Source organism: Streptomyces sp. HP-A2021 (assembly GCF_022807935.1).
Lineage (GTDB): Bacteria > Actinomycetota > Actinomycetes > Streptomycetales > Streptomycetaceae > Streptomyces > Streptomyces afghaniensis.
In genome coordinates this window covers 7,206,807-7,219,175 of sequence record NZ_CP094344.1, presented here as the reverse complement: position 1 = coordinate 7,219,175, position 12,369 = coordinate 7,206,807, and the positions used below count along the sequence as shown (strand labels likewise).

The window sequence follows — 12,369 nt, the reverse complement described above, 5'->3', positions numbered from 1 at the left end:
GCACGTGGCTCACTCGATGTCCTCCCTGATGCGCTGGGCGCCGCGCAGCCGCGCCGGTGCCGCCCGCCGGTTCTCCGCGATCTCCTCCTCGGTGGGGAGTTCGGCACCACGCGTGAGCAGCTTGAGCCGCGGCTGGTAGCGCTCGGGCACGACGGGCAGCCCGGGCGGCGCCGTGGTGGCGGCGCCCGCCGCGAACACCTGCTTGACCAGCCGGTCCTCCAGCGAGTGGTACGACAGCACGGCGATCCGCCCGCCCACGTCCAGCGCCTTCACGGCGGCCGGGATCGCCCGCTCCAGGACGGCGAGCTCGCCGTTGACCTCGATGCGCAGAGCCTGGAAGGTGCGCTTGGCCGGGTTGCCGCCGGTGCGCTTGGCGGCCTGCGGCAGTGCGTCCCTGATCAGCTCGACCAGCCGCGCGCTGGTGCTGAACGGCTCCTTCTCGCGCTCGCGCACGATCGCGGACACGATCCGCTTGGCCTGCTTCTCCTCGCCGTACGCCCTCAGGATGCGCACCAGCTCGCCCGGCGGGTACGTGTTGAGGACCTCGGCGGCGCTGACCCCGGACGTCTGGTCCATGCGCATGTCGAGCGGGGCGTCCTGGGCGTAGGCGAAGCCGCGGTCGGCCTCGTCGAGTTGCATCGAGGAGACGCCGAGGTCGAACAACACGCCCTGCACGCGCGCGATGCCGAGCTTGCGCAGCACCTCGGGGAGCTCGTCGTACACCGCGTGGACGAGGGTGGCGCGCTCCCCGTAGGGCGCGAGGCGCTCGCCGGACAGGCGCAGGGCCTCCTTGTCGCGGTCCAGGGCGACGAGGCGGACCCCGGGGAACCTCGCCAGGAGAGCCTCGCTGTGACCGCCGAGGCCGAGGGTGCAGTCGACGACCACGGCCTCCGGGTCCTCCAGGGCGGGTGCCAGCAGATCCAGGCACCGCTGGAGCATCACCGGGACGTGTCGACTCTGGCTCAAGGGGCCCTCTCAGATCCGGCGCGGCCCCTACGCACCGCCGGGTCCCCGCCCGCTCGTGAAGGGGAGGCCTGCCGGCGCCGGAAGCGTCAGCCGACCGCGAGCGGGAGGAGGCCGAGCCGTACGTACGCGCCGCGCACGTGGGGAGATCTCCGGTCGTCGCCGGGGTCTCCGGGGAAAACAGTCCAGCGGGGAGAGTCTCGCCTCCCGCTTCGCGTCACTTTAGTCCACCCTGTCTCCCGGTCAATCAACCGGCCTGCGCGTCGCGACCGCCGGCACACCACCCTTGTGGGTTACCTCACACCACAGGCTCGCTGACATTCTTTGTCCACTCTCACAAGAGGCCCGGACGGGGTGTGACCAGTAACGTCATGGATATGACGACTTCTGCATCGGTTCCCACAGCCTCGGAGAACGCCCCAGCCGACAGTGGCACGGTCACCGACCGCCTGGTCGACGCCAACGCCCGGTACGCCGCCGAGTTCACCGACCCGGGGATGGACGCCCGGCCCGTGCTGCACGTCGCCGTCGTGGCCTGCATGGACGCCCGCCTCGACCTGCACGCGGCGCTCGGTCTCGAACTGGGCGACTGCCACACGATCCGCAACGCGGGCGGCGTCGTCACCGACGACGTGATCCGCTCCCTCACCATCAGCCAGCGCAAGCTGGGGACGCGCAGCATCGTCCTCATCCACCACACGGGCTGCGGCCTGGAGAGCCTCACCGAGGACTTCCGCAACGAGCTGGAGGCCGAGGTCGGCCAGCGCCCGGCGTGGGCGGTGGAGTCCTTCCGGGACGTCGACCAGGACGTACGGCAGTCGATGCAGCGCGTGCGCACCTCGCCGTTCCTGCCGCACACGGACGACGTGCGGGGCTTCGTCTTCGACGTGAAGACCGGCCGGCTGCGGGAGGTCGACCCCGCCGCCTGACCCGGTCGCCCGCCCCGGACACAACCTGCTGTAGCTGTCGAAAGCCTGTCAGTCACACGTTCGAATGCTCGCAAGACCGACATATCGCGGCCAGTTGTCCACAGTCGAGTGACACGAATCGGTAACGGCAGCAAGAATGCGGGAGTGGCGTCACGCGGAACTTTTCACGCGTGGTGTCCGTGGTTCGGGGTGGGCCGGCCCGCGTCATGCGGCGTCGACCCGGGAAAATGGGGTATCCCGTGCTCCCTGGGAGCAAGGGAAAGGCCGAGGAGGGCCGGGTGACGACCTATGACGATCGAGCGAGCCTCACTGATCTGACCGCCGTGGTGGAACGCGTGCGGGAGTCGGTGGAAGGCGTGATCGAGGGCAAGCCCGAGGTCGTACGGCTCTCGCTGACCGTACTGCTCGCCGAGGGACATCTGCTGATCGAGGACGTCCCGGGTGTCGGCAAGACGATGCTCGCCAAGGCACTGGCGCGGTCCATCGACTGCTCGGTGCGGCGCATCCAGTTCACGCCCGACCTGCTGCCCTCGGACATCACCGGTGTGTCCATATGGGACCAGCAGCGCCGCGACTTCGAGTTCAAGCCGGGCGCGATCTTCGCGCAGGTGGTGATCGGCGACGAGATCAACCGCGCCTCGCCCAAGACGCAGTCCGCGCTCCTGGAGTCCATGGAGGAGCGCCAGGTCACCATCGACGGCAAGACCTACGAGCTGCCCAGCCCCTTCATGGTGGTGGCGACGCAGAACCCGGTCGAGATGGAGGGCACCTACCCGCTGCCGGAGGCCCAGCGCGACCGCTTCATGGCCCGGGTCTCGGTCGGCTACCCGAGCGCCGAGGCCGAGCTTCAGATGCTGGACGTGCACGGCGGCGTCTCGCCGCTGGAGGACCTCCAGCCCGTGGCCCACGCGCACGAGATCCTCAAGCTGATCGAGGCGGTGCGCGGCGTCCACGTGGCCGAGCCGGTCCGGCGCTACGCGGTGGAGCTGGTCGGCGCCACGCGCACGCACCCCGACCTGAGACTGGGCGCCTCCCCGCGCGCGACGCTGCACCTGCTGCGCGCGGCGAAGGCGTCCGCGGCCCTGAGCGGCCGGGAGTACGCGCTGCCGGACGACGTGCAGGCACTCGCGGTCGCCGTCCTGGCCCACCGTCTGCTGCCCACCGCCCAGGCCCAGCTCAACCGCCGCACGGCCGAGCAGGTCGTCGAGGAGATCCTCCAGCGCACCCCGGTGCCGGCCGCGCCCCAGCAGCAGAGCGGCTTCGGCGGCCTCGGCCGGGGCGTGCCGGCGTATCCCCAGCAGCCGCCGCGGAGGCTGTGATGACCACCGCGGGGGCGGGGCAGGCGGAGGCCGACCGGGACGAGAAGGGCGGCATCCGCACCGCCCTGGCCGGTCTGACCACCCGCGGACGCTCCTTCCTGGCCGCCGGCGTCGCGGCCGCCGTCTGTGCGTATGTGCTCGGGCAGAGCGACCTGCTGCGCGTGGGCCTGCTGCTGGCGGTGCTGCCGCTGGTGTGCGCGACGGTGCTGTACCGCACGCGCTACCGGGTCGCGGGCAGCCGCCGCCTCTCCCCCGCGCGCGTGCCGGCCGGCAGCGAGGCCCGGGTCCACCTGCGGATGGACAACGTCTCGCGGCTGCCCACGGGCCTGCTGATGCTCCAGGACCGGGTGCCGTACGTGCTCGGCCCCCGGCCCCGTTTCGTGCTCGACCGGATGGAGGCGGGCGGCCGGCGCGAGGTGTCCTACCGGGTGCGCTCCGACCTGCGCGGCCGCTACCCGCTGGGCCCGCTCCAGCTGCGCCTGACCGACCCGTTCGGCATGTGCGAGCTGACCCGGTCCTTCTCGACGTACGACACCCTGACGGTGATCCCGCGCGTGGAGGCGCTGGCGCCGGTGCGCCTCAGCGGCGAGGCGAAGGGGTACGGCGACGGGCGGCAGCGCTCACTCGCGCTGGCCGGCGAGGACGACGTGATCCCGCGCGGGTACCGCTACGGCGACGACCTGCGCCGGGTGCACTGGCGCTCCACGGCCCGCTACGGCGAGCTGATGGTGCGCCGCGAGGAGCAGCCGCAGCGCGCCCGCTGCACGGTGCTGCTCGACACCCGGGGCATCGCCTACCAGGGCGCGGGCCCGGACTCGGCCTTCGAGTGGGCCGTGTCGGGCGCCGCGTCCGTGCTGGTGCACATGCTCGAACGGGGCTTCTCGGTACGGCTGTTGACGGACACCGGCAACGCGGTGCCCGGCGAGGGCGGTGACGGCTTCGCGGGCGCGAGCCAGGGTTCGGCGGACGCGGCCGGGCTGATGATGGACACCCTCGCGGTGATCGACCACTCCGACGGCGCGGGTCTGTCCCGGGCCTACGACGTGCTGCGCGGCGGGAACGAGGGGCTGCTGGTGGCCTTCCTCGGCGACCTGGACGAGGAGCAGGCGGCCGTGCTGGGCCGGATGCGGCAGCGCAGCCCGGGCGCGGTCGCCTTCGTGCTGGACAGCGACACCTGGGTGCGGGAACCGAGCGACGTACCCGGTCCGTTGGACCGGAGCGGGGAGCGGCTGCGCATGCTGCGCGAGGCGGGCTGGACGGCCCTCGGGGTGCCGCGGGGTGCCGCCCTGGACGAGCTGTGGCGGCAGGCCGACCGGGAGCGCAGGGGCGTGGCCGCCGCGAGCGGCGGGGAGGGACCGTGATGAGCGGGCGGGTACGGCTGACGCTGGGCGCGTGGGCGGCCACGCTGATGGCCGCGTGCGCCCTGCTGCCCCTCGTCAAACCGGCGACCTGGATCGTGCAGGCGGCCTTCCTGCTGGCCGTGCAGGCGGGCGTGGGGGCCGCGGCCCGCAGGGTGCCGCTGGCGCGACCGCTGACGGTGGCGGCCCAGGCCGTTGTCACGGTGGTGCTGCTGACGTTCGTGTTCGCCCGTGAGCAGGCCCTCGCCGGGCTGGTGCCCGGGCCGGAGGCCTTCGACCGCTTCGCGCTGCTGCTCAGGCAGGGCGGGGACGACATCGCGCGGTACGCGATCCCGGCGCCCCTGGAGTCCGACGGCATCCGGCTGATGCTCATCGGCGGTGTCCTGATCATCGGGCTGCTGGTGGACACCCTCGCGGTGACCTTCCGCAGCGCCGCCCCGGCCGGTCTGCCGCTGCTCGCCCTGTATTCGGTGGCCGCGGGGCTGTCCGACGGGGGTGCGGACTGGCTGTGGTTCCTGGTCGCGGCGGCCGGTTATCTGATGCTGCTGCTGGCCGAGGGCCGGGACCGGCTCTCCCAGTGGGGCCGGGTCTTCGGCGGGGCCCCGCGCACGGCCGGAGGGGAACCGAGCGGCGCCGTCGCCCCGGTCCGGACCGGCCGGCGCATCGGCGTGGTCGCTCTGGGCATCGCCCTGGTGGTGCCGCTCGGCCTGCCCGCGATGAACGGCGGCCTGCTGGACTCCGTGGGGACGGGCGCGGGCGGCGGCACGGGCAACGGCGGCACGATCTCCGCCGTGAACCCGCTGGTGTCGCTGCGCGACAACCTGAACGTGGACGAGGACCGGCAGGTCCTGTCCGTGAAGACGAAGATGGCCGACGTCTCGGACCTCTATCTGCGGATCGTCTCCCTGGACGACTTCGACGGCACCACCTGGAAGCCGGCCCGGCGCTCCATCACCGCCGTGCCCGACGGCACCTTCCCGACCCCGATCGGCCTCGGCCCCGACGTCAAGCGCACGGAGGTCGACACCACGATCACGGCGGCCGGCTGGTACGCCCAGGACTGGCTGCCCATGCCGTACCCGCCGAGCGGCGTCAGCATCCGGGGCAACTGGCGTTACGAGCCCCTGGGCATGACGCTGGTCGGCGACCACGGCCAGAACACACGAGGGCTGACATATCAGGTCAAGAGCCTGGACGTGCAGCCGACGGCGGATCAGCTGGCCTCGGCCGGGCCCCCGCCGGCGGCCATCGAGCGCGACTTCACCAAGCTGCCCGACTCGCTGCCGCCGGTGGTGGCCCGCACCGCCCGCCAGGTCACCGCGGGCGCCGCCAACCCCTACGACCAGGCGGTCAAGCTCCAGGACTGGTTCGCCGTGACCGGCGGCTTCGAGTACGACACCCAGGTGCAGGTCGGCAGCGGCTCGGAGGGCATCGCCCGCTTCCTGAAGGACAAGCAGGGCTTCTGCGTGCACTTCTCCTTCGCCATGGCGGCGATGGCCCGCTCCCTGGGCATACCGGCCCGGGTCGCGGTGGGCTTCGCACCCGGTTCCCCGCAGGCGGACGGCTCGGTGTCGGTGGGGCTGCGCGACGCGCACGCCTGGCCCGAGCTGTACTTCGAGGGCGTGGGCTGGACCCGCTTCGAGCCGACTCCGAACCGCGGCTCGATGCCGCCGTACACCCTGCCGGACAACCCCGGCAGCTCGGTGCCGGACGTGGCACGCCCGTCCCAGACGTCGTCCGCCGCGCCGTCCCCGACGCCCTCGACGAGCGACAGCTGCACACCGGAGCAGAAGAAGCTGGACGGCGGGTGCGCGAGCGAGTCCCCGCAGGCGGTGCTGCCCACGGGCGACGACGGCCCGAAGTGGTACGCGATCCTGGCCTGGGCGCTGGGCGGCCTCGCCCTCCTGACGCTCCCGCTGGCACCGATGCTGTGGCGCCTGCGGACCCGCGCGGTCCGGCTGGGGGCGCACGGCCGTGGTGAGGCGGACGCGGTGCCGCACACACTGGCCGTCTGGCAGGAGCTCACCGACACGGCGTGGGACTTCGGCATCGCGCCGGACGAGTCGCAGACGCCGCGCAAGGCAGCCGCCCGTATCGTCCGGCTGGGCTCCCTCGACGAAACGGCCGCGGCCTCGGTGCACCGGGTGGCGAACGCGGTGGAGCAGGTCCTGTACGCACCGCACCCCCGCCCGACGGCCGGCCTCACGGACGATGTCCGCCGTGCGGCAGCGGGCCTGAGCGCCGGGGTCGGCCGCGGCGCCAGGCTCCGTGCGGTCCTCGTCCCGCGCTCCACCGTGCGCGTGGTGTGGGCGGCGTCGGCCCGGTGGTCGGGCGTGCGGTCACGTGCCCTGGCGCTGCGGCCGACGTGGCGGAAGGCATCGGGGCAGCAGGGCTGACGGGCACCCTCGCGAGGCCGTCCCGCCCGCTACGCACACGTCAGGGGTGACCACCCAGTCGGTGGTCACCCCTGACTCATGTCTTTGCTTGTCCTGGAGAGCTGCGCTCCGGGCTAATGGCCGCCCTGCTCGTCGCGGCGCTTCTGCCAGCGCTGCTCGATGCGGTCCATCATGGAGCGCCGTTGCCGGCCCTGTCGGCGGGCGGCCGGCTGTCCGCCGGCCCCGGCCGCCTGTTCGCCCGGCTTGGGGGCCTTGCGCCAGCCGGTCACGGCGAGCACCGCACAACCCAGCATGACGAGGAAGCCCACAACGCTGAGCCAGACCTGCTTGGCGACCATACCGGCCATGAGGAGCGCAATACCTACGAGGAAGCCCGCGACCGCCTGGTAGACCCGCCGCCGGGTGTACGTACGCAGCCCGCTTCCCTCAAGCGCCGACGCGAACTTGGGATCTTCGGCGTACAGCGCTCGCTCCATCTGCTCGAGCATGCGCTGCTCGTGCTCCGAGAGCGGCACGGAGTCCTCCTCATCGTGCAGTCGCCGGGGCGACCCGGGGGGTCTCTTCAGGATAGGCAGGGAATCGCCCCCGTGAAACCCGCCCCTCTGCGCCAATTGGCCAACCGGAATCCGCCACGCACGACCCGGCTCGCTGAGGCTTCCATTCCCCGGCGGCCGACCCGTCATGCCGGAACGGTCTCCCTCGATCATACGGCGCCAAGCCGCCGTTCGGGGGGCCTGTGGCGTACTCCATGCGCAGCCAAGGCGCTGATCAGCGGCGGTACCTCAGGAGGGGCCTCAGGCCTCGGCGGACCCACCGGTCTCGATCGCCTCACCGGTCTCAGCAGTCTCAGCGGTCTCGCCCAGCACATGAAGCTGCGTGGCCACCGAATGGAAGGCGGGAAGCTCGGCGGCGGCCTCCTCCAGCTTCAGCAGCGCCTCCAGGGCGCCGGGCTCGGTGTCGACGAGGACGCCGGGCACGAGGTCGGCGAAGACCCGCACGCCGTGCACGGCGCCGACGCGCAGGCCCGCGCCCTCGACCAGCCCGGTGAGCTGTTCGGCGGTGAAGCGGCGCGGGACGGGGTCACCCGTGCCCCATCGACCGTTCGGGTCGTCGAGCGCCTGACGGGCCTCCTTGAAGTGACCGGCAAGGGCGCGGGCCAGCACGGCGCCCCCGAGACCGGCGGCGAGCAGGCTGAGGACGCCCTCCGAGCGCAGGGCGGCCACCGCGTTGCGGACGCCCTCGGCCGGGTCGTCCACGTACTCCAGGACGCCGTGGCACAGCACCACGTCGTAGCCGCCGCGCTCGGCCACGTCGAAGAGGCCGTGGGCGTCGCCCTGCACGCCCTTCACCCTCTCGGCGACTCCTGCCTCGGCGGCGCGGCGCTCCAGGGCGAACAGGGCGTTGGGACTGGGGTCGACGACGGTGACCCGGTGGCCGAGTCGGGCGACGGGCACCGCGAAGTTGCCGCTGCCGCCCCCGGTGTCGAGAACGTCCAGCGACTCCCGACCCGTGGCCTTGACCCGGCGGTCCAGGGCGTCCTGGAGGACCTCCCAGACCACGGCGGTACGGAGTGAGGCGCGGGGGCGCATCGGGTCCGACACGGCAGTTGACTCCTCGGCGCGGCACCGCCTCTTGCACGGCGGAGCGAACGGGGTGTCTTCCCCGGCCCCGGCGGCGGGGAGGGAAGACTTCAGGCGTCCCCCACCCTATTGCCTCCGGCAGGGCAGCCGGCATGGCCCGGTGCTCACCCGGACGCGCGTCGGCACGACCGGGCGGACACGCGCCGCCCGCTGCCCGCTCAGCCCGCGTCCGGCATGTCCCGCCCCTCCCCCGGCCCCTCGGGCCGGTCCTGGTCCGCGCGGGGCTGTGGGAGGACCGGCTGGAGGACCAGCATGCGCTCGACGAGGCGGAGGAACATCGCCACGTCCCGTATCAGGTCGTCGGCGTCCCGGCTGCTGGCCGCGTCCTGGATGCCCGCCTCGGCCCGGGCGCGGCGCCGGGCGCCGGACGCGAACAGCGCGCTCCACTCGGACAGTTCGGGCGCGATCTCGGGGAGCACTTCCCAGGCGCTCCTGATCTTGGCCCGGGCCCGGGGCGAGGTCTCCGGCCGCCCCCGGGCGGCGAGCACGGCGGCGGCGGTGCGGAGGGCGGCGAGATGGGCCGTCGCATAGCGCTCGTTCGGTGTCTCCAGGACGGCGGCCTCTTCGAGGCCGGCGCGGGCCTGGGCGAGCAGGTCGAGAGCGGCGGGCGGGGCCGTGGCCCGGCGCAGCACGGGGTGCACGTCGCTCGCCGGGCCGGTCAGTGAGGGGGCAGGGCCGGTGGCGCGGCGCCGGCGGGCGGCTGCTGCGTGGTAGCTGGCCATGACGAACCTCCTGTCGTCTGTGTGACGGCACGTCCGGCCACGGAGTGCCGTATGTGACCCATCGTGAGGTATGGCACTGACAATCCGTTCTGACCTGCGGTTTTGCTTCGATCGTAGGTTCGGAGTAGTTTTTGCACTGACCAGTCAGTTCAAATTCTCCGAGAGATCGAGGGAGACTCGTGGGGGAACGAGTGGGAGGGGCGCGGATCGCCGCTGCGGGCCTTGGGGTCAAAGGGCCGCGCGGGTGGGCGTTCCGCGGGATCTCCGTCGACGCCGAGCCGGGATCGCTCGTCACGGTCGAGGGCCCGTCCGGGTCCGGCCGTACGTGCCTGCTGCTCGCGCTGACGGGGCGGATGAAGATCGCGGAGGGCACCGCGACCGTCGGCGAGGCCAGGCTCCCCAAGCAGCTGTCGGCGGTGCGCCGTGTCAGTGCCCTGGCCCATGTGCCCGGGGTCAGCGACCTCGACCCGGCCCTGACCGTCGGCGAGCACCTGCGGGAACGGGCGCTGCTCCAGCGGCGGTTCGGCGACTCCCTGCGCGGGCTGTTGCGGCCCCGCGGCGAGCGGGCGGCCGAGGCCGGTCAGCGCGTCGACGCGGCACTGGCCGCCGTCGGCCTCGACCTGGAGGCACTGCCCAAGGGGCCCCGTACCGCCGTACGCGATCTGGAGCGCGTGGAGGCGCTGCGGCTGTCCATCGCCCTCGCGCTCGTCGGCCGGCCCCGGCTGCTCGGGGTCGACGACACCGACCTCAAGCTCTCGGACGGCGAGCGGGACGAGGTCTGGTCCCTGCTCAGGTCCCTCGCCGACGCCGGGACGACGGTCGTGGCGGTGTGCAGTGAGGCCCCCGAGGGCGCCGTCAGGGTGTCCACCGAGGAAAGCCAGGACGCACAGGAGATCCAGGACGACCCGGCCGACGAGGACGAAAAGGCCGACCAGGGAGAGGAGAAGGCCGATGCGCTCGCCGAGACTGGCCGCGCTTGAGCTCCGCCGCTTCGGCCGGGGCAAGCTGCCGCGCGCCGCGCTGGTGGCGCTGCTGGTGCTGCCGCTGCTGTACGGCGCGCTGTACCTGTGGTCGTTCTGGGACCCGTACGGCCGTCTGGACCGTATCCCCGTGGCACTCGTGAACGACGACAAGGGGGCGACCGCCGACGGGAAGAAGATCACGGCGGGCGACGACATCACGAAGGGCCTGCACGACAGCAAGACCTTCGACTGGCAGGAAGTGAGCGCCGCCGAGGCCCGCAGGGGCGTCGAGGACGGCACGTACTACCTGTCACTCACCCTGCCCGCCGACTTCAGCGAGCGGATCGCCTCCAGCTCCGGGAACTCCCCGGAGACCGGCGCCCTCCAGGTGCACACGAACGACGCCAACAACTACATCGTCGGGCAGATCTCCCGGACGGTGTTCAGCGAGGTGCGGCAGGCCGCGTCCACGAAGACGTCGCGGTCCTTCCTGGACAAGATCTTCGTCTCGTTCTCCGACATCCACGGCAAGACCGTGAAGGCGGCGAAGGGTGCCGACCAGCTCAAGGGCGGCATCGGCAAGGCCGAGAAGGGTTCCAAGGACCTCGCCGACGGCCTGAAGGACGCCAAGGACGGCAGCGGCGATCTGTCCACGGGCCTGAAGAAGCTCCACAAGGGCGCGGGCGCCGTGGCGGACGGCTCGAAGCGGGTCGCGGAAGGCACGCGGAAGCTCGCCGACAAGGTCAACACGTACGACGGCAAGGTGGGCCCCTTCCTCAAGGGCAACGAGAAGACCATCGGCGACACCGCCCAGCTGGTCGCCGACTCCTCCGGTGCGATCCGCAAACACCTGGACACCCTGGCGAAGACTGCCCCGACCGCGGCCAAGGGCGCCCGTACGGCGTCGGACACGCTGAACGGCGTCTACGCCAGGCGCTGCGACGACCCCGTCCTGCCCGACGCCGCCTGCGCCGACCTGAAGAAGGCCAAGGACGCGGCGGCCGACGCGGCCGTCATCGCAGGCGACGTCAACACGCTGATCGCGGACCAGAACGGCGATCTGACGAAGCTCGACAAGAACCTCGCCACCCTCCAGAAGCAGTCCCAGGCCCTCGCCGACCGCGCGCCGCACCTCTCCGAGGACCTCGACGACGCCGTCAAGAAGATCAACAAGCTGAACGACGGGGCGGCCGAGGTCGCCGCCGGCGCGAAGAAGCTGCACAAGGGCCTCGGCACGGCCAAGACCGGTGCCGTCGACCTGGACAAGGGCGTCGGCGATCTGAAGACGGGCGCGGACGACCTCAACGGCGGCATGTTCAAGCTCGTCGACGGCTCCGGCAAGCTCGCCGGCGGGCTGCACGACGGGGCGGAGCGGATCCCCGACTACGACAAGCAGGACCGCGACCAGCGCACCGAGGTCATGGCCGACCCCGTGCGGCTCGCCTCCCAGGACCTGCACAAGGCGCCCAACTACGGCACCGGGTTCGCCCCGTACTTCATCCCGCTGTCGCTGTGGGTGGGCGCGATGGTGGCCTACATGCTGATCGCGCCGATGAACCGGCGCGCGCTCGCCGCGGGCGCCCCGGCATGGCGGATCGCGCTGGCCGGCTGGCTGCCGGTGGTGGCGATCGGGGTGCTCCAGACGGTGGCCCTGATGTCGGTGCTGCACTGGGCGGTCGGCCTGGAGATGGCGCGGGCGGCCGGGACGGTGGGCTTCCTGTTCCTGGTGACGGCGTGCTTCGCGGCGATCGTGCAGTGGCTGAACGCGCGCTTCGGGGCGGCGGGGCGGATCCTCGTCCTCGCCCTGCTGATGCTCCAGCTGACGTCGGCGGGCGGCACGTACCCCGTGCAGACCAGCCCCGGCTTCTTCAACGCGCTCCACCCGTTCCTGCCGATGAGCTACGTCGTCGAGGCGCTGCGCAGGCTCATCACGGGCGGCGGTCTGGAACCGGTGTGGCACGCGTGCGTGGTGCTGACGGCGTTCACCGCCGGCGCCCTCGCGCTGACCGCCGTGGCGGCCCGCCGCCGCCAGGTCTGGACGCTGGACCGGCTGCACCCGGAGCTGAGCCTGTGAGTCCTG

Annotated in this window: 10 protein-coding genes; 6 read left to right on the top strand and 4 right to left on the bottom strand. The window is 72.6% G+C overall.

The window, feature by feature from the left end; all coding sequences use genetic code 11:
• Positions 1-9 precede the first annotated feature (9 nt).
• A complete protein-coding gene (gene rsmH, locus MQE23_RS32600; protein ID WP_082319967.1) occupies positions 10-966 on the bottom strand; it encodes a 16S rRNA (cytosine(1402)-N(4))-methyltransferase RsmH in 957 nt (318 codons plus the stop codon).
• Positions 967-1,334: 368 nt separating this feature from the next.
• Between rsmH and MQE23_RS32595 the strand changes: the two genes are divergently transcribed.
• The 4 genes from MQE23_RS32595 (at position 1,335) to MQE23_RS32580 (ending at position 6,965) form a co-directional block, all read left to right on the top strand.
• Positions 1,335-1,892, top strand: coding sequence for a carbonic anhydrase (locus MQE23_RS32595; protein WP_243380978.1), 558 nt, complete (start codon positions 1,335-1,337; stop codon positions 1,890-1,892).
• A 278-nt stretch (positions 1,893-2,170) separates the two neighbouring features.
• Positions 2,171-3,211, top strand: coding sequence for a MoxR family ATPase (locus tag MQE23_RS32590; protein ID WP_037670873.1), 1,041 nt, complete (start codon positions 2,171-2,173; stop codon positions 3,209-3,211).
• Entirely contained in the window at positions 3,211-4,572 is a 1,362-nt protein-coding gene (locus MQE23_RS32585) for a DUF58 domain-containing protein (protein ID WP_037670875.1), read from the top strand. The genes MQE23_RS32590 and MQE23_RS32585 overlap by 1 nt, the downstream gene beginning before the upstream one ends.
• Entirely contained in the window at positions 4,572-6,965 is a 2,394-nt protein-coding gene (locus MQE23_RS32580; RefSeq protein ID WP_037670877.1) for a DUF3488 and transglutaminase-like domain-containing protein, read from the top strand. Before MQE23_RS32585 ends, MQE23_RS32580 begins: the two co-directional genes overlap by 1 nt.
• A 113-nt stretch (positions 6,966-7,078) precedes the next feature.
• On the opposite strand, the gene MQE23_RS32575 is transcribed toward MQE23_RS32580, so the two are convergent.
• The 3 genes from MQE23_RS32575 to MQE23_RS32565 all read right to left on the bottom strand — a co-directional run bounded on the left by MQE23_RS32575 (position 7,079) and on the right by MQE23_RS32565 (position 9,327).
• On the bottom strand, positions 7,079-7,480 hold the full coding sequence (locus MQE23_RS32575) for a DUF3040 domain-containing protein (protein ID WP_020274473.1): 402 nt from the start codon (positions 7,478-7,480) through the stop codon (positions 7,079-7,081).
• A gap of 279 nt (positions 7,481-7,759) precedes the next feature.
• Entirely contained in the window at positions 7,760-8,566 is an 807-nt protein-coding gene (locus tag MQE23_RS32570) for a methyltransferase (RefSeq protein WP_020274474.1), read from the bottom strand.
• 197 nt (positions 8,567-8,763) lie between these two features.
• Positions 8,764-9,327 (bottom strand): SAV_6107 family HEPN domain-containing protein, encoded by a 564-nt coding sequence (locus MQE23_RS32565; RefSeq protein ID WP_037670879.1) that lies wholly within the window; start codon positions 9,325-9,327, stop codon positions 8,764-8,766.
• A gap of 179 nt (positions 9,328-9,506) precedes the next feature.
• On the opposite strand from MQE23_RS32565, the gene MQE23_RS32560 reads away from it, so the two are divergent.
• Positions 9,507-10,307, top strand: coding sequence for an ATP-binding cassette domain-containing protein (locus tag MQE23_RS32560; RefSeq protein WP_243380977.1), 801 nt, complete (start codon positions 9,507-9,509; stop codon positions 10,305-10,307).
• Entirely contained in the window at positions 10,279-12,363 is a 2,085-nt protein-coding gene (locus tag MQE23_RS32555; RefSeq protein WP_243380976.1) for a YhgE/Pip domain-containing protein, read from the top strand. Before MQE23_RS32560 ends, MQE23_RS32555 begins: the two co-directional genes overlap by 29 nt.
• Positions 12,364-12,369 lie beyond the last annotated feature (6 nt).